Origin of the sequence: uncultured Chryseobacterium sp. (assembly GCF_913776365.1) — a bacterium.
GTDB lineage: Bacteria > Bacteroidota > Bacteroidia > Flavobacteriales > Weeksellaceae > Chryseobacterium.
This window is the reverse complement of sequence record NZ_CAJYMO010000244.1, coordinates 1-26,499: the sequence shown is the minus strand read 5'-3', so window position 1 is coordinate 26,499 and position 26,499 is coordinate 1. Positions and strand designations below refer to the sequence as shown.

23 protein-coding genes are annotated in these 26,499 nt (G+C 44.3%); 14 read left to right on the top strand and 9 right to left on the bottom strand.

What is annotated here, in order from left to right:
- From nadE to QZ735_RS12495, 5 genes are all read left to right on the top strand, one after another.
- Positions 1 to 459 (top strand): NAD(+) synthase (gene nadE, locus QZ735_RS12515; protein ID WP_294248956.1); only part of this gene is annotated, 459 nt, incomplete at its 5' end.
- A 197-nt stretch (positions 460 to 656) separates the two neighbouring features.
- Positions 657 to 1,154, top strand: a complete 498-nt coding sequence (locus tag QZ735_RS12510) for a ribonuclease domain-containing protein (RefSeq protein ID WP_294248953.1) — start codon at positions 657 to 659, stop codon at positions 1,152 to 1,154.
- A 61-nt stretch (positions 1,155 to 1,215) separates the two neighbouring features.
- Complete coding sequence (locus QZ735_RS12505) at positions 1,216 to 1,758, top strand: matrixin family metalloprotease (RefSeq protein WP_294248950.1); 543 nt, start codon at positions 1,216 to 1,218, stop codon at positions 1,756 to 1,758.
- A complete protein-coding gene (locus QZ735_RS12500; protein WP_294248948.1) occupies positions 1,755 to 2,051 on the top strand; it encodes a barstar family protein in 297 nt (98 codons plus the stop codon). The genes QZ735_RS12505 and QZ735_RS12500 overlap by 4 nt, the downstream gene beginning before the upstream one ends.
- Before the next feature lie 237 nt (positions 2,052 to 2,288).
- Positions 2,289 to 2,885: a Crp/Fnr family transcriptional regulator gene (locus tag QZ735_RS12495; protein WP_294248945.1), complete on the top strand. Its 597-nt coding sequence runs from the start codon at positions 2,289 to 2,291 to the stop codon at positions 2,883 to 2,885.
- 155 nt (positions 2,886 to 3,040) lie between these two features.
- Here QZ735_RS12495 and pafA read toward each other — a convergent pair whose 3' ends face one another.
- Complete coding sequence (gene pafA, locus QZ735_RS12490; RefSeq protein ID WP_294248938.1) at positions 3,041 to 4,687, bottom strand: alkaline phosphatase PafA; 1,647 nt, start codon at positions 4,685 to 4,687, stop codon at positions 3,041 to 3,043.
- Between the two features lie 209 nt (positions 4,688 to 4,896).
- Here pafA and QZ735_RS12485 point away from each other — a divergent pair, with 209 nt between their 5' ends.
- Together QZ735_RS12485 and QZ735_RS12480 are read left to right on the top strand one after the other, a co-directional pair.
- On the top strand, positions 4,897 to 5,223 hold the full coding sequence (locus tag QZ735_RS12485; RefSeq protein WP_294248937.1) for a hypothetical protein: 327 nt from the start codon (positions 4,897 to 4,899) through the stop codon (positions 5,221 to 5,223).
- A gap of 2 nt (positions 5,224 to 5,225) precedes the next feature.
- Positions 5,226 to 5,765 carry a GNAT family N-acetyltransferase gene (locus QZ735_RS12480; protein ID WP_294248936.1) on the top strand — a complete coding sequence of 180 codons (540 nt, stop codon included), beginning with the start codon at positions 5,226 to 5,228 and terminating at the stop codon, positions 5,763 to 5,765.
- Positions 5,766 to 6,130: 365 nt separating this feature from the next.
- Here QZ735_RS12480 and QZ735_RS12475 read toward each other — a convergent pair whose 3' ends face one another.
- Entirely contained in the window at positions 6,131 to 6,499 is a 369-nt protein-coding gene (locus QZ735_RS12475; RefSeq protein ID WP_294248933.1) for a helix-turn-helix domain-containing protein, read from the bottom strand.
- A gap of 101 nt (positions 6,500 to 6,600) precedes the next feature.
- Here QZ735_RS12475 and QZ735_RS12470 point away from each other — a divergent pair, with 101 nt between their 5' ends.
- From QZ735_RS12470 to QZ735_RS12455, 4 genes are all read left to right on the top strand, one after another.
- Positions 6,601 to 7,149 (top strand): NAD(P)H-dependent oxidoreductase, encoded by a 549-nt coding sequence (locus tag QZ735_RS12470; RefSeq protein ID WP_294248929.1) that lies wholly within the window; start codon positions 6,601 to 6,603, stop codon positions 7,147 to 7,149.
- 326 nt (positions 7,150 to 7,475) lie between these two features.
- Positions 7,476 to 7,709: a hypothetical protein gene (locus tag QZ735_RS12465; RefSeq protein ID WP_294248926.1), complete on the top strand. Its 234-nt coding sequence runs from the start codon at positions 7,476 to 7,478 to the stop codon at positions 7,707 to 7,709.
- Positions 7,706 to 8,146, top strand: coding sequence for a lipocalin family protein (locus QZ735_RS12460; RefSeq protein ID WP_294248924.1), 441 nt, complete (start codon positions 7,706 to 7,708; stop codon positions 8,144 to 8,146). Before QZ735_RS12465 ends, QZ735_RS12460 begins: the two co-directional genes overlap by 4 nt.
- 209 nt (positions 8,147 to 8,355) lie before the next feature.
- Complete coding sequence (locus QZ735_RS12455) at positions 8,356 to 11,223, top strand: insulinase family protein (protein ID WP_294248920.1); 2,868 nt, start codon at positions 8,356 to 8,358, stop codon at positions 11,221 to 11,223.
- Positions 11,224 to 11,253: 30 nt separating this feature from the next.
- Here QZ735_RS12455 and QZ735_RS12450 read toward each other — a convergent pair whose 3' ends face one another.
- From QZ735_RS12450 to QZ735_RS12440, 3 genes are all read right to left on the bottom strand, one after another.
- Positions 11,254 to 12,336 carry a GNAT family N-acetyltransferase gene (locus QZ735_RS12450; protein ID WP_294248917.1) on the bottom strand — a complete coding sequence of 361 codons (1,083 nt, stop codon included), beginning with the start codon at positions 12,334 to 12,336 and terminating at the stop codon, positions 11,254 to 11,256.
- On the bottom strand, positions 12,333 to 13,319 hold the full coding sequence (locus QZ735_RS12445; RefSeq protein ID WP_294248913.1) for a polysaccharide deacetylase family protein: 987 nt from the start codon (positions 13,317 to 13,319) through the stop codon (positions 12,333 to 12,335). The genes QZ735_RS12450 and QZ735_RS12445 overlap by 4 nt, the downstream gene beginning before the upstream one ends.
- 404 nt (positions 13,320 to 13,723) lie before the next feature.
- A complete protein-coding gene (locus tag QZ735_RS12440) occupies positions 13,724 to 15,862 on the bottom strand; it encodes a S46 family peptidase (protein WP_294248910.1) in 2,139 nt (712 codons plus the stop codon).
- A 19-nt stretch (positions 15,863 to 15,881) separates the two neighbouring features.
- Here QZ735_RS12440 and QZ735_RS12435 point away from each other — a divergent pair, with 19 nt between their 5' ends.
- Together QZ735_RS12435 and QZ735_RS12430 are read left to right on the top strand one after the other, a co-directional pair.
- Positions 15,882 to 16,007: a hypothetical protein gene (locus QZ735_RS12435; protein ID WP_294248907.1), complete on the top strand. Its 126-nt coding sequence runs from the start codon at positions 15,882 to 15,884 to the stop codon at positions 16,005 to 16,007.
- A gap of 102 nt (positions 16,008 to 16,109) precedes the next feature.
- Entirely contained in the window at positions 16,110 to 16,586 is a 477-nt protein-coding gene (locus QZ735_RS12430; protein WP_294248905.1) for a copper resistance protein NlpE, read from the top strand.
- A 114-nt stretch (positions 16,587 to 16,700) separates the two neighbouring features.
- On the opposite strand, the gene QZ735_RS12425 is transcribed toward QZ735_RS12430, so the two are convergent.
- The 3 genes from QZ735_RS12425 to ligA form a co-directional block, all read right to left on the bottom strand.
- Positions 16,701 to 17,345, bottom strand: coding sequence for an MgtC/SapB family protein (locus QZ735_RS12425; RefSeq protein ID WP_367117852.1), 645 nt, complete (start codon positions 17,343 to 17,345; stop codon positions 16,701 to 16,703).
- Positions 17,346 to 17,477: 132 nt separating this feature from the next.
- Complete coding sequence (locus tag QZ735_RS12420) at positions 17,478 to 20,027, bottom strand: T9SS type A sorting domain-containing protein (protein ID WP_294248900.1); 2,550 nt, start codon at positions 20,025 to 20,027, stop codon at positions 17,478 to 17,480.
- Positions 20,028 to 20,117: 90 nt separating this feature from the next.
- Complete coding sequence (ligA, locus tag QZ735_RS12415; protein WP_294248897.1) at positions 20,118 to 22,124, bottom strand: NAD-dependent DNA ligase LigA; 2,007 nt, start codon at positions 22,122 to 22,124, stop codon at positions 20,118 to 20,120.
- Between the two features lie 234 nt (positions 22,125 to 22,358).
- On the opposite strand from ligA, the gene QZ735_RS12410 reads away from it, so the two are divergent.
- Positions 22,359 to 25,442, top strand: a complete 3,084-nt coding sequence (locus QZ735_RS12410) for a TonB-dependent receptor (protein WP_294248894.1) — start codon at positions 22,359 to 22,361, stop codon at positions 25,440 to 25,442.
- 614 nt (positions 25,443 to 26,056) lie between these two features.
- On the opposite strand, the gene thyA is transcribed toward QZ735_RS12410, so the two are convergent.
- On the bottom strand, positions 26,057 to 26,499 hold a 443-nt coding region (gene thyA, locus QZ735_RS12405), incomplete at its 5' end, for a thymidylate synthase (RefSeq protein WP_294248892.1).

Sequence of the window (26,499 nt, the reverse complement as noted above, 5' to 3'; positions counted from 1 at the left end):
GCGCTTGCCAATACCCGGTCGCGGTTTCGGATGCTGAATCTGTATTATTTCGGGCAGCTGCACGGCCTGCTGGTCTGCGGAACCGGAAATAAGGTAGAAGACTTCGGAATAGGCTTTTATACCAAATACGGCGACGGCGGTGTGGACGTTTCTCCTATTGCAGACCTCTATAAAACCGAAGTCTATGAGCTGGCCAGATCCCTGGATCTCATTGAAAGTATCCGGAATGCCATCCCTACCGACGGACTGTGGGATGCCGAGAGAACAGACGAAGACCAGATCGGGGCTACCTATCCGGAACTGGAAAAAATCCAGAAGGAATACGGCACCAAAGCTGTCGAGGAATATGAGGGCCGTGATAAAGAAGTCTTCATGATCTTTGACAGGATGCATAAGGCAGCACAGCATAAAATGAATCCGATCCCGGTTTGTGACATCCCGGAGGAATGGAGAAATTAATCAATACAATAGAGATGTAACAATATAAAAATATAGCAGTATAACAATTTACAGCCAATGATTAGCAACAGACTGTTGTACTAATACATTATTAGATTGTTATATTTTTACATTGTTACATTGTTACATTGTTACATTATTACATTGTTACATTGTTATATTGTTATATTGTTATATTGCTAAATTAATTATAAGATATGAACAGTAAAATACGTGCTTTGTTCTTTATCTGCCTGGGACTGCTCTTCGGGATGTCCGGAATGTATGTTTATAAGAACTTTATTTCGGAGCGGCAGCCTGATTCCTTACAGCCTCCGGTAATGGAATACGGTACGGTTACTGACCAGCCTGCCACTTCCTTACAGCAGCCGGTAGATGAGCTGACGGAAGCCAAAACGGTAATTGCCTATGTACAGCAGCACCATAAGCTTCCGGAATATTACCTTACAAAGAGCCGGGCCCGGAGTCTTGGCTGGAACCCTGCGAAGGGAAATCTTTGTGAAGTCGCTCCGGGAAAAGCCATTGGCGGGGATATCTTCGGGAACAGGGAAAGGATTTTACCGGACGGTAAAAAATATTTTGAAGCCGACGTAAATTATCATTGCGGAAGCCGGAAAGCAGACCGGATCGTCTTTACCAAAGAGGGAGAGGTTTACCTAACCAAAAACCATTATAAAAGTTTTGAGAAGCAGTAGTTTTGGAATGGTTCTGTTGTGCTTTGCCCTCATTTTTTCCTGTTCAGGAAAACAGCAGAAAATGATTAAGGACCAAAAAGCCGTTACCATTCTTATCCAGCCTTTTAACGATCTCAGACCTGAAAATGTAACAGGTATTGCCAACAGGATTAAAAAGATGTATCCATATGTACGCATCCTGAAGCCCATCGGTTTTCCCGGGAATACTTATTATCAACCCAGAAACCGGTACAGGGCAGATTCTGTCATCTCATTTTTAAGCCGGAATACCGGAAATGGTTTTGTGACGATGGGCTTAACCTCAAAGGATATCAGCGCTGCCAAAGGGCCGGTAAAAGATTTCGGGATCATGGGGTTGGCATTACGACCGGGTAATGCCTGTGTTGCTTCAAGTTTCAGGCTCTATAAATACAATGCCGGCGAACAGTTTTTCAAGATAGCTGTTCACGAGCTTGGGCATACGCAGGGCTTACCACACTGCCCGGTGAAAACCTGCTTTATGAGGGCTGCAGAAGGCAAAAACCCAACCAACGAAGAAACCGACTTTTGCAAAAAATGCAAACAATTTTTAATCAGTAAAAACTGGAAATTCAATTCAATATGAGTACAATATATATAGACTTTACAGATATAGGGGATTTTGAAGACTTCTATGCACAACTCAAAGAAAAGCTTCCGCTCCCGGAGCATTTCGGGGATAATCTCGATGCCTTGACCGATGTTATCACGGGGCATCTTGAAATGCCGCTTCACCTTGAATTCGTAAACATGACCGTAGATCAGCTCGAAATTTTCGAAGATCTGCTTACGACCCTGGAAGATACGGAAGATGAAACGGAAGATTTTTCATTTACCTATTTCCTGGAACAGTATGAGGATGACGAAGATGAAGAATAATATTCTTTATGTCTGAAACCGCAGCGAGGGCTGCGGTTTTTCTTTTGAAATTACAGGTATGCATTGAATAATGCCTGCTGTTACCATAATGATAATTGACAGGATCTGAGATAAAAGTGTCTAACAACCCATCAGTTGTACCAATAAAGCCCCTGTAGGGCATCGATGTGGTATTAATTAATTTTTAACAACCCTCTTTAATTGTTAATTTTATCTCAACTTAATACCTGTTAAATTATGATCATTTGTGAAAACCTCCTGTTTTCTCATGGCGCTGAACTGCACAATTATAATTCCGGGGACTATATCTTTGCAGAAGACAGTACACCGAAGTACTATTTACAGATAAAATCCGGAACCGTAAAATTAAGCAGCTTTCTGGAAGATGGCAAGGAGTTTATCCATGGAATGCCTTTCGACGGTCATTGTTTAGCAGAAACGTATCTTTTCCATGACCAGAAATATGCGGTGAATGCGATAGCTCTTACGGACTGTGAGATTATAAAACTGGAAAAGAACAAGCTGATGGAAATGCTGAAGGAACAACCCGAACTTTTTTTTAAAATGTACTCCTATACCGCAGACCGTATGCACTACCGGTACATTATAGCTGCGCCTTTCTCTTTTAAAGATCCGCTTACCAAGCTTCATCTGATCATGAATCATGTGAAAAGCCATTTCGGATCCCAGGAGAAATTCTCTTATCATATTCCGTATACGCGGCAACAGCTGGCCTCGCTTACCGGAATGCGTATCGAAACCGTTATCCGGGCCATTAAAAAGATGGAGAAACAAAATATGCTGAAGATTGACGGTACAAAAATATTTATTTAAAAAATACAACACCGGAACCGGGACCGTAAGCGTAACCGTTGTATAGGTAACAATCTGCTCCCGGATATCTATTTTACTTGAGATGCTGTTTTTACCCATAAAAATTCCCTGGCAAACGGATTTGTCAGGGAATTTTTGGGCTTTTAAGCCAGCTTTTATTTTGAGGTTACCTCACTGATCGGATTCCCGATATTTCCGCTGGGAAACTGTATTTTCAGCAGTGATGAAACCGTTGGGGCAATATCTGTCATAAAGTAAGGCTTATCGCTTTCCCCATGTTTTATTCCCCATCCCATAAAAATCAGCGGAATATGGGCGTCATAAGAATTCCATACACTGTGGGTAGTTCCTGTCTTTGCATAAGGCGGAAGCATGGAATCGTGGGAAATCAACTGTATATCCCCGCTTCTCTGCCTGTTGATCCCGTTGATAATTCTCTGTTTGATGGGTTCCGGGATCGTTGCTTCCTGTACTTTGGTTACGGAAACGGCATACAGATCATCCGGATCGTTTTCAATTTCATGAACCGTGAAATCCTTTACGGTTTCCAGGTCCAGATTATTGTCTTTCAATACTTTTCTGTCAAAATAAATCTGGTAATTATCAATGGCATTGATCAATCCGTCCACTCCGAACTTCTCTTTCAGCTTCAGGTTCATATTTTTTTCCATTCCGTCCCCGAAAAACCCGGAAGTAATTTTATGTTCCTTCAAAAAGCCGATGGAGTGGGCACCGCCGTGATCGGCAGAGAGAAATACGGTATATTTCCCTTTTCCTACTTTGGTATCCAGATAGTTGAAAAACCTGGCCAGATCCTGATCTAGCCGGAGATAGACATCTTCCACTTCAATGGAGTTCGGCCCGAACTTATGTCCGGCATAGTCGGTGGATGCAAGATTAACCGCCAGCATATCCACTACATCGTCACTGCCCATTTTTTCGCCTTCAACAGCAGCTTCTGCCAATTGTAAAGTAAGGGTATTTCCGAAAGGTGTATAACGGATATTGTCTTTTCTGCTCTGGTAATCCGCTGCCAGATTGGTATATGGGAAAGTTGGGGTTTTTGCGCTTCCCAGCAATCCTTCCCAGGCAGAATTGTCCGGGGAGCTTTCCGTATATTGTTCAATCGGCAGCAGTGTATTCCATCCGTTGGCCACCAGCTGGTCCGGGAGATTCCGTGCATTGAAGGTCTTGATCCATTGCGGAAGATCGTTCATGTACCAGGTGCTGGTAATAAAGTTCCCTGTAGAATCATCAAACCAGAAAGCTCCGTTCGGGGTGTGGCCCGCCGGCAGGATGGATGCCCTGTCTTTCAGGGAAATCCCCACTACTTTTCCCTGGAAATTGGTAGCCAGCCTTAGCTCGTCGGTAACGGTGGTTGACCACAGGTTTTTCGGAGAGTGGCTTCCCACTTTTACATTGGTGGTGCCTACAGGCTGTACGCTTTCATCAGTGGTACAGTACACATTTTTTCCGGTTTCCTTATCAGTCCAGTCATTGCCTGCAATCCCATGGATGGCCGGAACAGATCCTGTGTAGATACACGTATGGCCCAAAGCCGTAACGGTGGGAACATAAGGGATGTGTACATTATTTAATGAATAGCCGGTATTCAGGAGTCTTTTGAAACCGTCGTTCCCGTACTTGTTATAATACCGGTACAGGTAGTCCCACCTCATCTGGTCTACTACAAGCCCTACCACCAGCTTCGGCCTTTCCAACATGGTATTCTTATTCTTCTGCGCATTGATGGTAACAACGGATAAAAATGCAGCCGCCACTACCGGAATTTTCCTAAACATCCTGTAAAATTTTATTGGGAACAAATTTACGGGTTTTAAAATTTTTGATATGTGAAATTTTAATTAATTTTCGCTAAGTCTTTCTGAGCCAAAGCCAACAGCCCAAATGCTGAAATTCCGGTTTTTTGAAACCGGCAGGGCAATGTGATTGGATGGTAAAAATATAACCGGATTTCACTACATTTGAAAAGATCAGAAAATTACCGTTAATGAAGCTTATCAGACCTTTCCTTTTGTCCGTTTCCCTCCTGCTGTCCGGATGGCTTTTCATGAGCAATATCAATCTCATCAATGTGGCCGCTACCCTGAATGAAGCGGAAATCAGCTCTGAAGTGGCCCGGGTAAATACTTTTACCGATATCAGCCAGCTCAGGGAATTTACCATTGAAAAGATCAGTTATATGGAAGTGATCCGGAAAAGGTTTTCCGATAATGCCCTGTTGCGGGTAGCGGTTATCTCGGTACTGGTATTCATACAGATCATTCTCTATTCCACCAGAAGGAATTATCCAGGTTCCCGTATTTCAGATTATTAGCCATGGACATCAGGAAACTTGAAAAAATAACCGGTAACGCGGTTTTATACTGGGGCTCTGCCGGCTATAGCACCGATACCGTCTTTACCGTTTCGGTAATTGAGACCGCTGATGCTTTTGAGTTCAGCCTGCGGGAAAAACATCAGCCCTATACCCGGGAACGGACATTGGATGATGCAGAGATTTCCAGACTTAATGAGCTGATGAAACACGGACATTCTTTCGGCGCTTTCCATGAAGAAGAACTGATCGGATGGGCAGTCTGCCGCAAAAGGGAACGGAATGCGAGCCTTGTGATAGAACACCTGCTGATCAGTAAACCCTTCAGACGGCAGGACATCGGTAAGCTTCTGATCAAAGCGGTCAGCCGGGAAGCCCGGGCCCTCAGCTGCAGGCTGGTAGAAGTGGAAACACAGAATACCAATTATCCGGCCATCTGCTTTTTCCGGAAATGCGGCTTCCGGTTCACGGGAATCAATACGGAGCGCTATGCCGGCTCTGCAGAAACTGCCCTGCTGATGAGTTTCGATGTGATGATTTAAATGGGTAAAACAGGCGGGAAGAAGAAAGCCGGATGCCCGAAGTTTTTCCTTCAGCATTACTGCCGGCAATCTGCAATGTTATAGCCGTCTACCTATCAGAAGGGGCTTACATTTTACCGGAAAGATGAGTCCTGCAGATCCCGGAGACTGCAGGATCTGAATACCTGTAACACTCTGCTCAACCTGCCTACACGCGTTCTGAACAACATTAGAATCTCATGTAAAACGATGAAACTGTATTTTTGAAGATCCGGAAAGAACCTTGCGTCAGGTCCTGGTTGTTTATCTGTTGTTTCATTAAAATGAATCGGATATGATCAGGTCTCATCAGAGCAGTAACAGTCCTGCCGGAAAGTAATCTCAGCTTAATCAACAAATTCCCCTTGTTCTTCCACAATCCGGTTGCCCCAGTCGGTGATGGCTTCCAGTACCGGAATACAGGTTCTGCCGAAATCCGTAAGCGAGTAAATGACCTTAACGGGCGGTTTGCTACCGAAAACCTGCCGGGAAACCAGCCCGTCTTTTTCCAGCTGTCTGAGTTGCAGGCTCAGCGTCATTTCCGTAACGGAAAAAAGTTCCTTTCTCAGTTCGCTGTACCGCTTTTCACCATCTTTCAGGTGATAGAGGATCACGGCTTTCCACTTGCCGCCTACCAGGTTCATGGCCAGGCTTACGGAGCAGGGATATTCCTTATTCCCTACTTTCACATGGCTGCCGATGCATTCTTTTTTCATTTTTTTCCACCTATCCATTTGGATAGATATTGCAAATCTATGATACTCAGGATAATTTTGCAACTATCATTTTTATAGTATTCATTTAAAACAGAAAAACAATGGCACTTATTATCCTCGGACATCCGGACATCGAACAATCGCTCGCTAATAAAACCATCATCGAAGAGCTTGAGAAAAGCAGTCTTTCTCCGGAAATCAGAAACCTGGCAAAGCTTTATCCCGATTATCGCATAGATGCCAAATCGGAGCAGGAAGCCCTGCTCCGGCACAATTCGGTCGTATTCCAGTATCCGCTGTACTGGTACAATATGCCGGCTATCCTCAAGCATTGGTTTGATGTCGTCTTTGAATATCAGTTTGCGTACGGCTCGCAGGGCAACAAGCTGGAAGGAAAGCATTTTATCCCGAGCTTTACGGTAGGTGCTCCCGAAACGGAGTATCAGCCTCTGGGAGAGCACCATTTCCGGGTTCATGAGTTCTGCAGAAACCTTGAACAGACTGCGTATTATGCCCGGATGAAATATACAGAACCGCTGTACTTCCACGGGACCTCTGTAAATGCCGGCTACACCGTAGAAAATATTCGGGAAAAAGCGAAAGCCCAGGCTACGAAATTAATAAAACGGCTTATGCTACATGAAATTTAAATCCCACTCATGTGTATTATAAAATAATTTTGTATATTCGGTATCAGCAAATTAAAAATCATTCTTATGAAAAATCTAAAAAAATTAGTACGTAAGGAGCTGTTGCTCATCAAGGGCGGAGACGGCCGGTGCATGGAACCTAAGCGCCTGTGCGAACCTTGGGAAGAGGGATGCGGATGTGTTTACATCTGACAGTCGGCAGGTTATTTTTCAGGAGCGGTTTTTTCCGCTCTTTTTTTTGCCCTTTTCCGGCTATATAATAGAGAGATCCGGCTACATCCGCCGCCTGGGAAATGCTGAACTTCGTGACTGTAAAATCAATTAAAATGAAAATTATCGTTACCGGTTCTTTAGGCAACATCAGCAGGCCGCTGGCCGAAGAACTCATCCGCAAAAACCATACTGTAACAGTGGTCAGCAGCAGACCTGAAAGAGCTTCGGGAATTGAAGCAATGGGAGCGATCCCTGCTATCGGCACTATGGAAGATGCCGCTTTCCTGGCAGAAACTTTCATCTCCAGTGAAAGAATTTTAATATCTTCGCGGAAAATTATCCTATGAAAAAACTGATAATCGCTCTTTCGGCATTTGTACTGGCAGCATGCGATAACAACGACGAAACTCCTGAAGCACCCCAGAATTCCGCCCTCATCGGGGTCTGGAAGATACAATCCAAAACCATGATCTCCGGAACCGACCAGACCACCGCAATCGGACAGGAAACCATTGATGACTGCAAAAAACAAAGTACCTATGAATTCCGTACCGACGGGAAATACGATATGAACGATTTCAATTCCATCGGATCTTCCTGTCAGAAATTTGCTGCTACCGTAGAATATACGTACACCCCGGCAGAACAGAAATTAGTGATCAGCGGTACTGCTGCGAAGGTTCTGGAACTCACAGCATCGAAACTGGTATTGCAGGTTCCTGACAATTATGATTATAATAGTGACGGGAAAAATGATTATATAAAATATACGTACTATAAATAATCCTTCTTAAAAAAAACCGGATAACCGGCTCACCCTTTCAGTCTCTATAAGGCCGAAAGGGTTCTTTTATTATACAAGCAACCTTACTTTGGTGTTAATTTTGACCCATGACGGTCATAGATGCAATAGTAGGTAAAAACAGGGACGTTTCCCCTGCGATTGCTTACATTTGTATGACTTCATGCATAGAGTGAAATGAAATGACCGTTATGACAGACAAAAAATATAAGGAAGAAAAATATACCGATCAGAACAACTACGAATATACTACCGTTACCCACGATGAAAACAAGGTAAGAACCTATACCTTAAAGAATGGCCTGAAGGTCTTCCTGGCACGGAATGCCGATGCCCCGAGGATACAGACCTATATTCCGGTAAGGACGGGAAGCAATAATGATCCTGCAGACAATACCGGACTTGCCCATTACCTGGAACATATGATGTTCAAGGGAACCTCAAAGCTCGGAACCCTGAACTGGGACGAAGAAAGAAAACTGCTGGACCAGATTTCAGACCTTTACGAACAGCATAAAGCGGAACCGGATCCTGAAAAAAAGAAAGAAATCTACCGGAATATCGACCGTGTATCCCAGGAAGCCAGCCGTTATGCCATTGCCAACGAATATGATAAAGCGATTTCCTCACTGGGCGCTACCGGGACCAATGCACATACCTGGTTTAATGAAACCGTATACAAAAACAATATTCCCAACAATGAGCTGGAAAAATGGCTGAAAATAGAGAAAGACCGCTTTTCCGATCTTGTGCTGCGGCTATTCCACACTGAACTGGAATCGGTGTATGAGGAATTCAACCGCGCACAGGATAATGATTCAAGGCTGGTGCAGTACGAAATGATGGACGCGCTGTTCCCCAGTCACCCGAACGGCCAGCAGACCACCCTCGGTAAAGCTGAGCATCTCAGAAATCCTTCCATGAAGGCCATCCATAAGTATTTTGATGAATATTACGTTCCCAATAATTACGCAATGGTAATGGTAGGCGATCTGGATTTTGAAGAAACCATACAGCTTATTGACCGTTATTTCGGAACTCTCCCCTACCGTGAACTTCCTGCTAAAATACCTGTTACCGAAAAACCGATATCAGGAATTATAAAAAGAACGGTAAAAAGCCCTACCACACCACGGGTACAGCTGGCCTGGCGAACAGACAGCTATGGAACGCGGGAAGCGATGCTGGCGGATATCGTGGTGAACATCCTGAGCAACAGAAGCGAAGCCGGAATCATGGACCTGAACATCAACCAGACCCAGAAACTTTTATGGGGACAGGCCTATTCCGTAGGACTGAAACAGTATGGTTATTTCTCCATCGTTGCCGTCCCGAAAGAAACCCAGACGCTGGATGAGGCGAAGGACCTTGCACTGGAACAATTGCAATTGGTAAAGAAAGGGGAATTTCCGGACTGGATGCTGCCTGCCATCATCAACGATTTCAGGATCCAGCGCATGAAGGCCATGGAAACCGCAGACGGCCTGGCCACCAACCTTTACGACACCTACATCAAAGGAAGGACCTGGCAGCAGGAACTGAATGAGATGGAAGACTACGCAGCCTTCACCAAAGAAGAAGTGGTAGCTTTTGCCAATGATTTTTTCAGGGAAAACTATGTGATCATCTATAAAGAAAAAGGCACCAATGACAAGCTGCTTAGGGTTGACAATCCGGGCATTACACCGATCAGGATCAACCGTGAGGCACAATCTGATTTCCTCAGGGAAATTTTAGCTGAGAAAATGCCAGATATTGCTCCGGAATTCATTGATTATGATAAAGAAATTAAGACCGGTACCGTTAACGGCAAAACGATAAGTTCCGTTAAAAACAAGTACAACGATATTGCCCAGGTACATTTCATCTTTCCTTTCGGAAGCGACCATGACCGTGACCTGGGAATTTCCACCCAGCTCCTGCAATATCTGGGAACCGGCCGTTTTTCACCGGATGATCTGAAAAAAGAGTTTTTCAAGATCGGGATAACCAATGATTTCAAGACGACCAATGACCAGCTGACCATCTCGCTGAGCGGGCTGGAAGAAAATATCATCAAAGGGGTTGAACTGCTTCAGCACTGGATGTATGAGGTACTGCCCGATCAGGAAATTTACCGCCAGTTTGTAGAGACCGTACTCGAAAACCGCGCTGCCGTAAAAAAGGATAAAGGCCGCATCATGACTGCCCTTACCAACTATACGAAAATGGATGAGTTTTCCCGTTTTACAGATGTCATTTCAAAAGGAGAACTGGAAGTTTCGCAGGTAGAAGTATTTACGGACCGGATCAGGAAGCTTTTCCTGTTCCCATACCAAGTTTTCTTTTATGGTAAAGATGCAGACCGTTTCACCTCGCTGATCTCCGGGTACATCCAGGATGAAAAATACGAAGTTCCTACGGCTAAACATTACCCTGAGCCGGAAACCCTGGGCAATGTCTATTTTGTAGATTACGATATGGTACAGATGGAAATGAGCAAAGCCGGAAAAGGACATACCGTAAACACGGAAAATTTCGGAAAGATCAATGTCTTTAACGAATATTTCGGGCGTGGATTATCGTCTATCGTTTTCCAGGAAATCCGGGAAAGCAAAAGCCTGGCCTACTCTGCCTACGTTTCTTATGCTCCCAATTCGGAACTGAACCATCCGGATTACATTACGACCTATATCGGGACACAGCCGGACAAACTGCAGATTGCCGTGGATACCATGGCAGAACTGATGGATGAACTGCCGGAAGTACCGGTACAGTTTGAGAATGCCAGAAGTTCCGCGCTCAAACAGATTGCTTCCACACGAATTACCCGTACCAATATCTTTTTTAACCGGCTCCGGCTGAATAAACTGAATATTCAACATGATTTCAGGAAAGATATTTACCGGCAGATCGAAAGCCTTACTTTTAAAGAATTGAAGGAATTCTATGAGACGGATATCAAACCCATCAGTTTCAATACGGCCATCATCGGAAAAAAGGAAAACCTGGATATTGATGCGGTAAACCGGATGGGAAGATTCAGAGAAGTAAGCCTGAAGGATATTTTCGGGCATTGAAAAAAAGAGGCTTTTGTACAAGCCTCTTTTTTATGTCATCATACAATCTCCATCACCATCCTGAAATCCGGGATCAAAGTATTCAGGGAGATTGGATATAAGGTTTTGGTGGAACATATACCTTCTTTCAATCTTCCGCTGATGGATGGCCGGGAAACCTTTTACAGTGCTCATCCGGCTATTGACAGCAGCCTGATAACTGGTAAGCGTAATCACTTTATTTTTTATGATGAAATAACTCAGAAAATCAACAAACCTATCGGTAGACGAAGCAGAAAAAACATATGGGATTTTTAAGTGCCTGTCCCGTAAAAGAAGAAGTGAACAGATCTCCAACTCATTATTTTCGTTGAAAATTTTTATCCAGTAATATCTGAACTGCCGGGAATAACTCGAAAACAAATAGGCTTCTTCCGGGGTTCTGCCTTCGAGAACCCAGGGATTATCGATCATTCTGTTAATGTCCCCGGTGCTGCGGTTACTTTTAAAATGCTTCATAAAAAGCCGGCTTTCCTCATCGATCGTATCAAGAATTTCAAACCGGAAATCCGGTTTTCCTTTAAAAAAATTCTTCAATGAAATCCCGGCATTGATTACCAGATCTGCCAGACGGAAAACAGGCTGTAAGGGTTTACTATAAGGTTTTTTGGCCGGAATCACCTGCGCAAGATCTGTTCTGAAATAATATCTTTCTCCCTGCTTAGGCTGTATGTACCGGAAAACGCCTGTTTTATTATATAGACTTTCTGCCTCTTTCGTAAATTCCGTAATGGCAATATTTCCCTGATATTCATCAAAAGCTTTGTTCAGCAGATTCTGGGCAATTCTTTTTCCACGGAATCTGTTGCTGACAAACAGGGTGCTGAGCCAGGCATATGCTATGGTCTCTCCCCCTTCTGTTAAGAATTCATCGGGCAAGCAGCCCAGGTAACCTGCCAGCTGATCGTCTTCAAAAGCCAGGATGAGTAAAGTCTGGTGATGATCAGCTTTCGGATTTTTACCATGCGAGACAGCACGGTGCCGGGTAATCGGAAGAAAATCGTATTTTTTATATTCGCCGGAGGATACAAATTCTTCAAGCTGTCTTTTATTTAACGTCCTCAGATGGATCATATCCTTACGATTTTATTTTTATTCAATATTTTTTTCAACCTGAAATAAGCTATTTCCTTTTTTAACACAGATTCAGCCGTGTCACCGTTTTCCATGGGTATTCTCTGAAAATTCCTACCAATGCTATCAAGTTTTACACCTGCGCATCCGAAAGAACAGAAAACTTCTTCATTATCGAACAGCCGGTTGAAAAATTCTTTTCTGACTCCAAAGTCGGTAAAAGGAAAAGCAAAGCTTTCGTATAAGAAGTCATGCTGCTTGAGAAACCGGAATGTCCGGGCAGTGGATTCGAGCTGCTGTTCAAGGGATAACTCATGGTACAAAGGATGATCCCAACTATGGGAAGAGATGCCGAATCCCCGCCGGGCAGCGTTTTTAAGCTGGTCAAAAGTCATATAGGGTTGCTGTTGTTGTAAAAACCTGCTGAAATCGACTTTCAGGATTCCGGCCAACCGGTCCAGGAGGTCCTGCTGCAAATAACCGATTTTCAGGATTTGCTGTACAGCATTTCCGTTGGAAGGCAATAAGCTGAAAATTTCAGGATCCGGTTTCTTGCTGCCCTTTAGTTGTTCAGCCAGCAGGCTTGCCTTACAGCGGAACATTAAGGCTTTGTTATCAATGAACTTTGGGTTGATGAAGTTAATGGCATAGATGCCTTTCCGTTCCAGGATCGGCATGATGATGTCATAAAATTCCCGTAAACCGTCATCAAATGTCAGGAGGGCTATTCTTTTTTCAGGCCGGAAGTTTCCGGTCGTAAAGGCTTTGAATTCGTGCCAGTCTACCCATTGAAAATGTCTGCTTAAACAATCGAGATCCTGTTCAAACTGCCTTGTGTTTTTATAGGGAATGATATTTTTAAGGTGAGGCAGACTTTCATCGGAAACACAATGGTACACGGGAAGGCAATAATCCAGAGGAAATGCTTCCCCTGCATTTCCTTTTTCAAATCCTGACAAAAAATTGATGATGTGTTTTTTCATTGATGATTCAAAAATAAAAAGAATCTTTTTAATCCTGCAGAAAATGAAACAGATTATTTTCCGGTCAATCTTTGGTCGTATTTCTTCTGTTATTTTCTTTATATTCCGAATCAGATGCCCTGTATGGTAGTGTCAAGCCTGAGCCCTATATCAAAAGTGCGGAAGGTTATTTTTAAAAGACTTTTACAAAAAACAGCTGATACTTCTTGTACTAACACTTTTAATACAACGGAAAAGAGAAAGACGGCATTGCACAAAAAAAAGTCCTGAAATGAATTCAGGACTTTTTATATTAACAGGAACGGTTTCATCCATTCTATCTTATCTTACTCCTTGTGAAATTAGCATTAGCCAAAACTTATCTGTGCGCATCGAAGGCCGCATTATGATAAGTCCATAGTAGACTATTTCACAATCTTCATCTCATCCACCAGCCATCTGGAATCGGCAAATTTATCGATGATGAAAAGGATGTATTTGGTATCCACCATGATGTTCCGGCTGAAACGCGGGTCATAATTGATGTCGCTCATGGTGCCTTCCCACTGGCGGTCGAAATTCAATCCTACCAGATTGCCATTGGCATCCAGAGCCGGGCTGCCGGAATTTCCTCCGGTGGTGTGGTTGGTGGCCGTAAATCCTACCGGGACGTCGCCGGTTTTATCTTTGTAGCTTCCGAAATCCTTTTTCTGATAAAGATCAATCAGCTTTTTCGGAACATCGAATTCATAATCTCCGGGAACATATTTCTCCATCACACCTGCAAGGTGGGTCTGGTAACCATACTCAACTGCATCTCTGGGCGACGATCCTTTCACCTTTCCATAGGTTACCCGCAGGGTGGAATTGGCATCCGGGAAGAACTTACGGTCTTTATCCGTTTTCATCTGCTGGGCCATATAAGTTTTCTGAAGGGCATCGATCTTGGTCTGCAAAGAAGCAAACTGAGGATCCGCTTTTGCCATATAAGTTTCTCTTAATGACAGGTATAATTGGTAAGCAGGATCCTTTTTTATAGATTTGATAAGTTTATCCTGATTGGAAAAAGCTTTATCGATGTCTTTATTTAAAGAAGCACCGTTCACCTCGCTTCTTCCCGTAATAACGGAGTTTTTGGAAATATCTTCTATTGCCGGGATGTTCTGGGCTTCGTTTTTGTATTTCCCGAATCCGTCCGGCAGGAACTGAGGTGCCGTTTTATTGGCATACAGCGCCAGCAATTTGGCCGTTACCTTGGCATCCAGTTCAGCATTATAATCTTTATAAAAAGAAGTAAGCCTGCTTTTGAAAGCAGCTGTACTTTTTTCATCTGCCCTTCCGCTCTCTACGGCAGTGATATATCCGTAATACAGGTTGGCCAGCGTAAGGGTTTCTGCGTTTCTTAACGTTTCGGAATAATAGGCATTGTTCAGGGCATACGGAGCCTGCTCGTTATACAATGTATTCAGCTGGTCGATTGTTGATTTGATTTCAGGGCTTTTACCGGCCAGTGAAGCTTCATATGCCAGCTTCTTCTGTACCGCATTGGATTTCTTAAGTCCTTCCACCTCACCGATCCATTTTTTCCAGTAGTTGGCAACGGAAGCATACTTTGAAGCATACTGGATACGGGTAGCATCATCGGTACGCATTTTTTCGTCCAGTGTTTTCAGTGCGACATCCCGTACCGCGATTCTTGCCGGATCAATTTCCGTCATGATTTTTTCTACTGCCACAGCCGGAAGGTATTCCGTAGTCCTTCCCGGGAATCCGAAGACAAAAGTAAAATCATTTTCATTTTTATCCCTGATGGAAACCGGAAGATAATGCTTCGGAACATAAGGAACATTGTCTTTGGAATATTCTGCAGGTTTATTGTTCTTATCGGCGTAAATCCTGAACATGGAAAAGTCTCCCGTATGCCTCGGCCATACCCAGTTATCGGTATCCGAACCGAATTTCCCGATGCTCTGCGGCGGCGCTCCTACCAGACGTATATCTTTATATGTTTCAATAGTATAGGCATAGAATTTATTCCCGTAATACATGGATTTCACGGAAATTGACTGGTAAGGCTCGGTTTTCTGTGAATTTTTATAAATCTCGATATTTTTCGTAATCTGTTTTGCCAGTTCCGGCTCCTGGAGATGGTCTGTTCCCTGCAGGATCTGAGGGGTCACTTCTTTGATATCGACAATAAAATCTACCGTAACTCCCGGATTCGGAAGTTCGCCGGTCATATTCTTAGCCCAGAAACCATTCGACAACAGATCATTCTGCACGGTAGAATGGGCCTGGATCTGGCCGTATCCGCAGTGGTGGTTGGTGAGCAGAAGTCCCTTAGGGGAAATAATTTCAGCCGTACATCCGCCGTTAAACTGTACCACCGCATCTTTTATGCTGGGTTTCTGGGGATTGAAGATGTCTTTTGCAGAGATTTTCATTCCCAATTCCTTCATTTCCTTTTCATTCAGCTCTGTAGGAATCCACATTCCTCCGTACTGCTGGGCAAAAGCCAGGGCAGCCGGCAGAAGAAATACGGATAACAGGATCTTTTTAGTCATAATCAAAAAATTTTCGCCAATGTACGAAGAAATCGGGAAACAGACCACAGATAAAAAAGATGAGGTACCGGGTTATGTTACGGTAAAGGGTAAAAAATCCGGAGCACGGAAAGACGGTACCTTTCTTCATTCCTTTTCCTTATGAACCTATTGTACTTTACAAAGGAATGCTGACCAATGCCACCGGTCTGGCAGCGGCTTGTTTTTTGCTGCTGTATGGTAACACCTCATCCCAAAAATATAGCTTATGAATACGCTGAAAATCCTTGGACTTACCACCCTTTTACTGATGGTCTCCTGTAATCAGAAAGACAAAAACCCTGACATAAAAGTAGCTCCCCAACCGGACTCACCGGCCATCCGTTCCTCTGCAGAGCCGGCAGCAACCGGCAATACGGCAGCCGCTGCAGCCGAAAAGAGCCGTGACTGGTACGGAACCTATGAAGGTACGGTGCCGTGTGCAGACTGCCCGGGAATAAGATCTGTCCTGACCCTGAATGAAAACGGCTCCTTCAAGCTGGAAGAAGAATACCTGGAAAGAAAAGCCGGGAATGAAGACCAGGGAATGTATCAATGGGATTCCGGAAACCAGGTAATCACATTGAACGGCAATACTTCCAAATATAAATACAAGGTAGGAAATCAGATGCTGACCCAGCTCGACCTTCAGGGGAATTCTATTGACGGGCCTAATAAAAACGCCTATATTCTCAGGAAGAAGTAAATGGAAAGGGCCTGTACATAATACAGGCCATTTTTACCAGATCGGCAGCAAAAAAATTAGCGTCACGATAAAGATCAGGAATCGGAGGCTTTTTACTTTTCAATGTACAGCATTTCAGAATTCATAGCCTGTTATGTTTTCATCCTTCATCAAAGCTCTTACCAGTGCTTCATGGGAAGCGTTTTTTCCGGTAAGCAGCCAGGCGGTCGTTACTTGGCCTTCGCTGTATTTTTGTTGTGAGATTCTGAAATTCAGGTGGTATTGTTTAAAAAGGCCTTCGCAATGTTCCACTTCCTGAAAATCGGCAACGGTAATCCGGTATTCCCGGATCTTGTGTTCCCGGTCGATCAGTTTTTCAAAATACGTCAGCAGGCTTAAGATCAGCAGGACCAGCAAAGTTCCCAATGCTGATAAATAGACATACCCTGAGCCTACCGCCATACCAATGGAAGCTGTAGCCCAAATGGTGGTTGCCGTTGTAATGCCGTCGATTTTGTTATCCCCTTTAAAGATGACGCCGGCACCCAGGAAGCCGATTCCGGTAATGATATTGGCCGCAATCCGGTCCGGGTCATCAACGCCGATCTTTACCGAAAGAATCGTAAAGAGACAGGACCCGAAGCAGATAAGAATAAATGTCCTCAGCCCGGCCGACTTATTCCGGTATTCCCGTTCAGCACCGATAAGGATACCGAGAACAACGGAGATAAAAATCAGCAGCAGCTCATTCTGAATGGAGTGATCCTTTAAAAAATCCATCATTTACTTTTAATTTTCCCATCTAAAGATAAGAGGAAAACAGGAAATCGTTTTATGCTCCGGATCAGTTGCGGCCCGGAAATAAAAAAGGCTGCCCCTGAAAGACAGCCTCTATTTAGGATCACCTGAAAGTTAATTTTTTATAAATTGCCTTGTAACAGACTTTTCTTTTGTGGAGAACCGGATAAGATAGTTTCCTTTGGCAAGATGCGAAACATCAAGCGAATGGCCTGAAGGGTTTACAGAGCTGATGATTCTTCCGGAAACGTCATACATTTCAGCTTTGATGATGTTTTCATCAGACCTGAAATACAATGTATCCTTTACCGGATTAGGGTAAACGGAAATATTGCTTTCCTGCTTACCGGTCTCTGCGGCAGCCAATATATTCTGAACGGTTGTGGTATAAGTGTTCGTAATAATCGGAAAATTATAGTCGAAGTAAATCTTTGCCGTATTGCTGAAACTGTCTCCTGCCGTCAGGGCAGACTTCGTTTTGATCTTAAATGAAACGTAGCCGTCATTCGTTGCATTATTGAAAGGAAGCTGGATATTTTCAAAAATAAATTCCACCGTATTCCCTGTAATCCGCGTCACAAAATTATGGCTTCCGTGCAGGCTGATCAGACTGGAGATGTCAAATTTCGAAGCATCGATCTCATCCTTCACCACAATATTCTGTGCGTTGGCTGTACCCGTATTTTCAAATCTGACCAGGTAGTGCACATAATCCCCGACTTTTGCCAATGCGATGGAATTTCCCTCCAGACAGGTTTTGTCATTCGGATCGAAAGAATTCACAACCGTCTGATTCAGTGTAAATGTGTTGTCTGAAGACGTCTCATCGGCAGCACCGTTAACCTGGGCCGTGTAATAAAGGATATCTCCTCCGTTCAGCGCGGGGGTTTGGGTTGGTGTATTCATTTTCAGGGTTACGGTGATTTCCCGCGTTTCGAAAGGAAGCAAATTGCTAAAATTCCAGTTCAGCAATCCTGTCGACTGTGAAGCCGGGGTCATAGTAGCCGCCAGGTAATCCGTAAGATTATCATTATAGCTGAATGAAACGGTACCGGACTGTGCATGGGTACCTTTATTTTTATAGATGATTTTGTATTTCGCATCAAAACCCGGGCTGGCTGCCGTAAGCGGAATGATCAGGGCTTCGAGGTCATTATGGGTTCCGTTTGCCGTAATGCAGAAATTCTGTGTCAGCGGACTTGCCTGGGCAGGAAAATTGACGGTAATGCTGGCCGGCGAAACATTGAAATAAGCCGGATTTTCCAGAACCGGTGTGATGGTATGGCTTCCGGCCTGTAAAGGTATAAAGTGAGTTCCGATGGCGTCTGCAGAGAAAGCAGCGGTTGCTGTACCGTTTGCCACCAGAAACTTTTGAAATGCTTTATCAGGATCCGATGCATCACAACCGCTGCTGTTACTGTCATATCTTGTCTTTCCGTTGACGGTATAAAAAGTACCTCCGGGTGTAAAAGAACAGTAAGAGTTCAGATTGACATTGGTGTATCCGTAGATCATAAGGTAATAGGAAACATTAGTGGTGTTTTGTGCATCGCAGCATACATATTGCAGTTCAGGATTATTGCTGATGTTGAAATTATAGGGAACCTGTCCTCCGTTCTTAAAATTGATAATCTTCAGGTGATTATCTGAACAGTCCAGGTAATTAATCAGCGGATTGGCACTGAGATTCAGTGAGGTAAGCAGGTTTTCCGAACATTTCACGGATTTCAGAAGCGGGAAGTTTGTTAAACTGATATTGGTGAGGGAATTTTCCTCCACATTTAGGGTTTCAAGTACCGGAGAGCCGGTAAGGGTAAGATTGGCAATTTCATTGTCAACCAGGGCTATGTTTTTCAAGGATGCATTGTTGGTAATATTTACCGTAGGAACCGAAGTACTGTAATCGGAGGTGATATCCGTAAGCAGAGGGTTGTTGGAAATTGTTACAGATTGAACATTGGGTCCGTAAAAACTGACTTTTTTCAAGTCGTTGCAGCCACTTATACTGATGGTATTGTTCAGCCACGGATATCCGTAGCTTCCCACTGTCACTTCCTGCAGGTTGCTGATGTTATTCAGACTGAGGGTGCCAAGCATAATCCGGTCCAGATAGAGAATCTTGATATTCGGGCAGCCCTGAATATTTAAAGAGGTTAAATATTCAGAAACGGACAGCTCCGTCAGCGAAGGGATATTCAGTGTCAAAGTCTGGAAGTATCCGCCATGGATATTCAGTTTTTTGAGATTTGTGCAATTATCTGCATTGAAGGAAGAAACATGAGACCCCGCTATCACCAGTTCGGTGAGTGAAGACATACCGCTTACATCAAAAGAAGTAAAGTTATTATTGCTTATATATTGCACAGCAAGCTTGCTGAGATTCGTAAAACTTTTGATCCCGGCAATGCTGTTGATTTCTGATGCCACTGAGCTTGTTGATCCACTGACAGTAAGCTCTTTAACCAATAAAGCTTCCGAAAGCTGGATCTCCTGATCGCCGTTGGTATCAATGACTATCGGAATATGATTGGCATTAAATGCAATGTAATTGGTTGGACTTGCAGATAATAAATAGGCTTTGAACTTAGCATCCGTAATATTTAAAGTCTGTGCCTGGCAAACAGCAAATATCATCAGGGAAACGATGAAGTAGATTTTTTTCATGAGTATCAGTCAGAATGATTTATTTTATGCGCAAAAATAAACCATTACGATATAATCCCAATGGTTTATTATGGTAATATTTCTATGAATTTATTCTTTTTCCACCAGATCCAGGAACTGCTGTTCATCCAGGATTTCAATGGTGCCGATGGACTGGGCTTTCTTCAGTTTGCTGCCGGCCTTTTCACCCACCACCAGGTAGTTCAGGTTTTTGGAGACCGCCGAAATATTCTTTCCGCCATGCTTTTCCACCATTTCTTCTGCAGCTTCCCTGGTAAACAGGGACAGTTTCCCGGTAAAAAGGAAGGTTTTTCCGTCCAGTACATTTGACAATACTTCATTGGTACTTTCGCCCTTTTCCAGCTGGACACCGTAAGATTTCAGCCTTTCCAGCATCAGTATATTTTCGGAATTATGAAGGAAATCGTAGAGGCTGACAGCGATTTTGGTTCCGATATCCTCTACCTGGCAAAGTTCTTCCACCGTAGCGTTTTTCAGCTCATCGATCGTGGAAAAGTTTTTTACCAGCTTTTTGGCAACGGTTTCCCCCACATGCTTGATCCCGATTCCGTACAGCACCTTCTCAAAAGGGACTTCTTTCGATTTTTCGATGCCCGAGATAATATTCTGTGCTGATTTTTCCGCCATCCTTTCCAGCGGAAGAAGCTGCTCTTTGGTCAGCGTATAGAAATCAGCCGGATTTTCAATCAGCCTTTCCCGGTACAGCTGCTCGATGGTTTCGCTTCCTAGGTTCTCGATATTCAGTGCTTTCCTGGATACATAATGGATCATCCTGCCGACCACCTGCGGCGGGCAGTGCAGTTCGTTCGGACAGAAATGGATCGCCTGGTCTTCTATTTTCACGAGTTCCGTGCCGCATTCCGGGCAATTTCTGACGTATTCAATTTCTCTACTGTCTACCGCCCGCTTTTCATTATTGATGCCGACGATTTTAGGAATGATCTCGCCGCCCTTTTCCACATACACGAAATCGTGTTCGTGGAGATCGAGTTTTTTAATAATATCTTCATTGTGCAGGGATGCCCTTTTAACAATGGTTCCGGCCAGCAAAACGGGTTTCAGGTTGGCCACCGGCGTGATGGCTCCTGTTCTTCCTACCTGGTAGGAAACGCTCAGCAGCTCGGTCTCCACTTTCTCAGCCTTGAATTTATAAGCCATGGCCCAACGTGGCGATTTGGCAGTATATCCCAGCTGGCGCTGCTGTTTCAGGGAATTCACTTTCAGCACGATACCGTCTATTTCAAACGGCAGATGGTGACGCTCTGTATCCCAGTAAGTAATAAAATCCTGTACTTCTTTCATAGTAGTGCAGAGCTTGGCCTGCTGTGAAGTCTTGAAACCCCAGCCTTTGGCTTTTTCCAGCAGCTCCCAATGCGTTTCCGCCGGGATTTCCCCGGAAATAAACTGGTACAGTACTGAAGACAGGCCGCGTTTCCTTACTTCGGCGCTGTCCTGCATCTTCAGGCTTCCGCTGGCTGTATTCCTGGGATTCATAAAGGGATCGAGCCCGTCTTCCTCACGCTGCTTATTGATTTTATCGAAATTTTTACGGTTCAGGTAAATCTCACCGCGCATAAAGAAGTTCTCAGGGAAATCGCCTTTCAGTTTCAGCGGAATATCGGAAATGGTCCGTACGTTTGCCGTAATTTCATCACCCTGGAAACCATCACCCCGGGTTACGGCCTGCACCAGTTTTCCGTTTTCATAGCGGATGGAAATCGAGGCTCCGTCATATTTCAGTTCAGCTACGAATTCTACCGGCTCGTCAATGGTTTTGATGATCCTTTTTTCCCAGTCTTCCAGATCGTCGAAATCATAGGAATTATCCAGCGAATACATCCTGAACTGATGCTGAATGGTGGGGAAAACTTTTGTAATCCCTCCGCCTACCCGTACCGTAGGAGAATTTTCATCATAAAATTCCGGGTGCTTGGCCTCCAGGTCCTGAAGTTCCTGAAGCAGCATATCGAAGTCGAAATCTGAAATGGTAGGCGCATCCAGGTCGTAATAATTCTGGTTGTGCTGATCCAGCTCCTGTCGGAGGCGTTCTATTTTCTCTTGAATATTTTCGGGCATGAGGTTCTATCTTTCAGCAAAAATAACCAAATCCCGCGTAAAAAATAAGACAATTACCGGTTGCGGGGAAATTAAAAAAACGTAACACGTCTCAACAAACTGACGGTGTAAACAATAAAGTCCGTGTTAAAACTAATTTAACATCCTATTCCCATATAATTAAAAATATGTTAAAACTCCCTTAAACAGGCGATCTGCAGAGACAAAATATCTTTGCACAGCTAATTTGAAGATATGAGAAAAGTTAAAATTGTGTTGGGACTTCTGTTCCTGAGCTTCGGTACGCTGGCATATGCACAGACCACCCAGGCTTCCATTGTAGGAAAAGTTACCGGTGCAGGAAAAGCCCCTCAGGAAAAAATAAAAGTAACCATCATCAATGAATCGACAGGTTTTAAAACGGAAACGGAAACCAATTCCAAAGGTGAGTATATTTTTAAGGAAATCCCTCTGGGAGGGCCCTATACCGTCATTGTAAACGATGAAAAAAGAGAAGGGTACAATATCAACTTCGGCGATCAGGTGACGGTAAATATAGATGCCGGGAGCGAAAAGGCAATTGAGGAAGTCATTGTATCGGGAAACCTGAAAAACAAAATCGGAAACCTGGGGGCCGCTACTGCCATTACGGCAAAAAACATCAGCATCCTTCCGGTAAACGGAAGAAATTTCACCAATCTTACGGAGCTTTCCCCGCTCAGCGGCAAGAACGGTAACCTCTCGGGGCAGCTGGGTTCATCCACCAATTTTACCATTGACGGAATGACCGCCAAAAACCCTACTTCCGCCGGATCTACCACCAGCCGCAGCGGCGCCCCGTTTTCCATATCCATCGAAGCCGTCAGGGAATTTAAAATCACCACCAACCAATATGACGTAACCCTGGGAAGAAGCGGCGGCGGCACCATCAGTGCCGTTACCAAATCCGGGACCAACAGGTTCTCCGGAAGTGCCTGGGAGTACCTGAGGACCAACTGGCTTTCCAGCCCGTACGATATCCGCGGAAATAAAAGAACCAATGACTTTTCCACTTCCCAGTTCGGCTTTACGCTGGGAGGGCCGGTCATTAAAAATAAGCTGCACTTTTTTATGGCCTGGGACCATCAGCTGGATTCACGCCCGCTCATCATTGCCGATGTACAGTCCAGGGAAGATGCATTAAGGTTTAATGTAACCCGTCAGACCCTGGATCAGGTACTGAGTATCGGCAGGGCCAAATACGGAGTCGGGAATACCCCGCAGTTCGGGACTTTTGACAAGGTCCGGAATTCAGATGCTGCATTCCTGCGACTCGACTGGCAGATCAACGAAAAAAACCTTCTGACCCTCAGGAACAATTTTACGTATGACCTGAATAAAAACGGATTGACCGATAATACGGCCATCAACTTCTTTGAATCCTACGCCAACGATAAGAATATGGACAACAGCCTCCTGCTTACGCTGCGGACCAATCTGAAGCCATCGATGACCAACGAACTGAAAGTACAGCACCTGTATACTTTCCAAGACAGCTATCAGAACGATGAACTGGGCCATCCGGTACCAAGAGCCATTGTAGAGCGCGTACAGTCTGTGATTGATGATGCCAACAAGCCGACTACCAATATCCAGATCGGAGGGCACCGTTTTGCCCAGGAAAGTTTCAGGAATAACGTCTTACAGATTGTGGACAACCTGTATTATAATACCGATAAGGTCAAATATACACTGGGTGCCGATCTTATGTACACGCATGCCCGGTTGGTATACGGAAGTGAAGTGAACGGAAGATTCCATTTTCAGGGACTGGATAATTTCAACAAGCTGGTTTTCAACAGATTTTACCGGGAAGTGCCGTTAATGCAAGATCCTTCCGTAACATCAGGTATCTGGAATGCAGGGATTTACGGACAGGCTCAGACCAGAATTGCCAAAGGCCTGGATCTGATGGCCGGCCTGAGAATAGACTATGCAGGATACCCCAAAGCCGGACTGAACCAGAAACTGTTCGACGAAATGGGGATCCGTACCGATAACCGTATTAAATCTTTTGTGATACAGCCCAGATTTCAGTTTGAATGGAATGTCGGCGAACTGAATAAGGATTTCCTGAAGTTCGGAGCAGGCATCTTCTCTTCCGATATCAATAATTATATGGTCATCAACAACCTGGTGTTTGACGGCAGGCACCTGGCGACGGTAGATGTGAAACCGTCGGAAGCCGGCTTTACGCCGGACTTTATAAGCTACCGAAACGATTACAGCACGGTGCCCTCTTTATCCCAGTTTCAGGTTCCGACCATTAATTATACAGGAAAGGATGCCAAAGTTCCCATCGTCTACAAAGCCAATTTTTCATACAACCATTTCTTCAACGAGAGATTCAGGGTAGGGATTGCCGGATATATGGCACTGGGCCGGAACAATTATTTTTATTATGACCGGAATATGTATGCCGATCCTTTATTCACCCTGGCCAATGAGGGCGGACGGGGCGTGTATGTACCGGCAGGCAGTATAGAGAGCAACGGTCTGACCGACTGGAAAGCCGGCAGGATCAATAAGAATTTCGGAAGAGTCCTGGAGCTGGTAAGCGACGGGAAGGTAAACCAGTTCTCTTTTGTAGCCGATACCAGTTACCGATACTGGAAAGACGGGGAAATCACGGCGAGCTATACCTGGTCGGATATCCGGGACAATACTTCCTATAACGGAAACGTAGCCAATTCGGCCACTTTATCCACTATGATCGAGAGTGATCCGAGGAACCTGAGGATGACCTATTCCGATAACCAGTTCAGGAATAAGGTGGTCATCTACGGGAACTCGCCAACCCTGGCCGGCTTCACTTTAGGAATCCGCTACTCAGGAATCGGAGGCACCCGTTTTTCGATGACTTCGGGCGGCAACGTCAACGGTGATTTTGTGGATTCGAATGATCTGGCCTATATTTTCCCGGCCCTGACCCAACCTCTGCTGGATGATCCGGAAGTAGGCAAATCGCTGAAAAATTATATCACGGAATACAACAACCGTATTGCTGAGCGTAACGGAGGGAAAAACGGCTTTTACGGCGTCTGGGATGTCCGGGTTGCCAAAAAAATAAAATTTGAAAAGATCGGGGCTTTTGAACTTTCCATCGATGTGTTTAACGTAGCCAACCTCCTGAACAAGGAATGGGGCGTGAACAAATCCTATGGCAATACCGCCCTGTACAGGATCCAGAAATTCAACCCGACGACCCGGCAGTTCGAATATGCAAAAAATACCAGCGGCCTTCAGCCTCTCACAGGAAATCCGTACCAGATACAGATCGGTGCCAAGTATTCCTTCTGATCCGGTAAAAGCAGATCAGAGAAAATGACCTATCCGTATGTTGATTTCATCCATCGGAATATCGGCTGTAACCCAACCGGAAATAATCTGATACCGGTTCTATTCAGATATAACATTTTCATACAAAAGGAAAATAAAAATCCGGCTCACTACAGATGAGCCGGATTTTTGCATGGATATGTATTTTTTGCCAACAAACGGGCTTGTCCTTTAATTGTTTTAAATAATGCAAGTTCGGTGTAAAATCAGGTATACAGTCAATAGAACTGATTTCAGACCATTTTACTGCGGGATACCTGATGATCCGGCATTAGCGGCATGCGGATAAGTTTTGGCTAAAGCCGGATGTATGCTGCTATAATGACGTCGGGCTGAAGCCCGACGCTATTGATTGATGCAACTCATTTAACATAAACTCAAATGACCGGATTAAAAAAGCTGTAAGGAGGAAGCCGTAAGTTCCTTTTACCAGAATAACGGTCAGCAGCCTTCCATGGAAAATGATCATATTACTTTCTTTGAAGACTAATGCTGCTTAGAAATATCTAACCCATTTCCTGTCCCATATTTTTACATAAAGTATTTAAAACCAATTGAATACTATCGAATTCACCTTAAATTGCTACCGGTGCTTTGATCCCCGGATAAGGGTCGTAGTTTTCCAGGCTGAAGTCTTCAAAATCAAAACTGAAAATATCCTTGACTTCAGAATTTAATTTCATTACAGGCAAAGGCCTCGGCGTTCTCGAAAGCTGTTTCTTCACCTGTTCGAAATGGTTGTTGTAAATATGGACATCCCCGAAGCTGTGCACATAGTCGCCGACTTCAAGATCGCAGACCTGGGCTACCATCATCAGCAGCAGCGCATAGCTTGCAATGTTAAAAGGAACCCCTAAAAACACATCCGCACTCCGCTGGTAAAGCTGGAGAGACAGTTTTCCGTCTGCTACATAGAACTGGAAAAGCGCATGGCAGGGAGCCAGTGCCATATTGGGAATTTCGGCGGCATTCCAGGCAGAAACAATCAGCCTGCGTGAATCCGGATTTTTCTTGATCT

Coding starts and splice junctions, on each gene's coding strand:
- QZ735_RS12455 (WP_294248920.1), top strand. CDS start 8,356: ATGACAGACAAAAAATATAAGGAAGAAAAATATACCGATCAGAACAAC.
- QZ735_RS12465 (WP_294248926.1), top strand. CDS start 7,476: ATGAAAATTATCGTTACCGGTTCTTTAGGCAACATCAGCAGGCCGCTG.
- QZ735_RS12435 (WP_294248907.1), top strand. CDS start 15,882: ATGTACGAAGAAATCGGGAAACAGACCACAGATAAAAAAGATGAGGTA.
- QZ735_RS12510 (WP_294248953.1), top strand. CDS start 657: ATGAACAGTAAAATACGTGCTTTGTTCTTTATCTGCCTGGGACTGCTC.
- QZ735_RS12470 (WP_294248929.1), top strand. CDS start 6,601: ATGGCACTTATTATCCTCGGACATCCGGACATCGAACAATCGCTCGCT.
- QZ735_RS12485 (WP_294248937.1), top strand. CDS start 4,897: ATGAAGCTTATCAGACCTTTCCTTTTGTCCGTTTCCCTCCTGCTGTCC.
- QZ735_RS12410 (WP_294248894.1), top strand. CDS start 22,359: ATGAGAAAAGTTAAAATTGTGTTGGGACTTCTGTTCCTGAGCTTCGGT.
- pafA (WP_294248938.1), bottom strand. CDS start 4,687: ATGTTTAGGAAAATTCCGGTAGTGGCGGCTGCATTTTTATCCGTTGTT.
- ligA (WP_294248897.1), bottom strand. CDS start 22,124: ATGCCCGAAAATATTCAAGAGAAAATAGAACGCCTCCGACAGGAGCTG.
- QZ735_RS12440 (WP_294248910.1), bottom strand. CDS start 15,862: ATGACTAAAAAGATCCTGTTATCCGTATTTCTTCTGCCGGCTGCCCTG.
- QZ735_RS12430 (WP_294248905.1), top strand. CDS start 16,110: ATGAATACGCTGAAAATCCTTGGACTTACCACCCTTTTACTGATGGTC.
- QZ735_RS12495 (WP_294248945.1), top strand. CDS start 2,289: ATGATCATTTGTGAAAACCTCCTGTTTTCTCATGGCGCTGAACTGCAC.
- QZ735_RS12475 (WP_294248933.1), bottom strand. CDS start 6,499: ATGAAAAAAGAATGCATCGGCAGCCATGTGAAAGTAGGGAATAAGGAA.
- QZ735_RS12420 (WP_294248900.1), bottom strand. CDS start 20,027: ATGAAAAAAATCTACTTCATCGTTTCCCTGATGATATTTGCTGTTTGC.
- QZ735_RS12500 (WP_294248948.1), top strand. CDS start 1,755: ATGAGTACAATATATATAGACTTTACAGATATAGGGGATTTTGAAGAC.
- QZ735_RS12505 (WP_294248950.1), top strand. CDS start 1,216: ATGATTAAGGACCAAAAAGCCGTTACCATTCTTATCCAGCCTTTTAAC.
- QZ735_RS12480 (WP_294248936.1), top strand. CDS start 5,226: ATGGACATCAGGAAACTTGAAAAAATAACCGGTAACGCGGTTTTATAC.
- QZ735_RS12460 (WP_294248924.1), top strand. CDS start 7,706: ATGAAAAAACTGATAATCGCTCTTTCGGCATTTGTACTGGCAGCATGC.
- QZ735_RS12445 (WP_294248913.1), bottom strand. CDS start 13,319: ATGAAAAAACACATCATCAATTTTTTGTCAGGATTTGAAAAAGGAAAT.
- QZ735_RS12450 (WP_294248917.1), bottom strand. CDS start 12,336: ATGATCCATCTGAGGACGTTAAATAAAAGACAGCTTGAAGAATTTGTA.
- QZ735_RS12425 (WP_367117852.1), bottom strand. CDS start 17,345: ATGGATTTTTTAAAGGATCACTCCATTCAGAATGAGCTGCTGCTGATT.